The sequence below is a fragment of the Parasphingorhabdus sp. genome (genome assembly GCF_036963805.1).
Classification (GTDB): domain Bacteria; phylum Pseudomonadota; class Alphaproteobacteria; order Sphingomonadales; family Sphingomonadaceae; genus Parasphingorhabdus.
The window spans coordinates 1-704 of record NZ_JBALUN010000047.1 but is presented as its reverse complement, the minus strand read 5'-3'; the positions used below and the strand labels follow the sequence as shown (position 1 = coordinate 704).

The 704-nt window shown below is 56.8% G+C and carries 1 protein-coding gene; it reads right to left on the bottom strand.

The window, feature by feature from the left end:
- Window positions 1-78: 78 nt before the first annotated feature.
- Window positions 79-704 (bottom strand): transposase (locus V7676_RS18720; RefSeq protein WP_335661070.1); only part of this gene is annotated, 626 nt, incomplete at its 5' end.

Here is a 704-nt window from a genome sequence, read left to right as displayed (position 1 = left end):
GATTGTGTTGAAAAACTCGGCTGATGAGCGGTTTGATATTGCTTCCGGTATCGAGACGAGCGGGATTTGATCTGGTTATCAGGTGGGCATCGGGATTGTTTTGGCTAGTTTACGCAGGTTTTGTGCTGTGGCGGCCAGGAGGAACTCGTCTATTGCGCCATTTGGTCCCCGGAGGCGCAACCGGTCGAGCTTCAATATTCTCTTGAGATGCGCGAACAGCATTTCCACCTTCTTCCGTTGCCTTCGGGAGGTGATATAAGCGTCGGTTGCGGCGATAGCACGCGCCATATCGCGGGCACCCTCATGGATGGAACGCATGATCTTACGAACGGGGGCTTTAGGGCAACATTGCGGCTTGAGCGGGCAGGTATCACAGTCTGCTTTGCGGGCACGGTAACGGATGAAGCCATCTTTGTCGGCATCGTTTCGCGGCATGGCGAAGTTTCGGTTACGCCGTCTGAGTTCCTTGCCGCCCGGACAGATGTAGCGGTCTTCTTCATGGTCGAAGGCGAATTCGGCGCGTTCGAAGGTGCCGTCGCGGCAGGCGGACTTATCGAACACCGGGATATGGGGCTCAATGCCTTTGTCCTCGACCAGCCAGGCGAGATTGGGCGCATCGCCATAACCGGCATCGGCTACAAGCCGGTCCGGCCACAGACCAAAGCGTTCCTGCGTCCGCTCGATCATAGTGCGCTGTGCAGTTA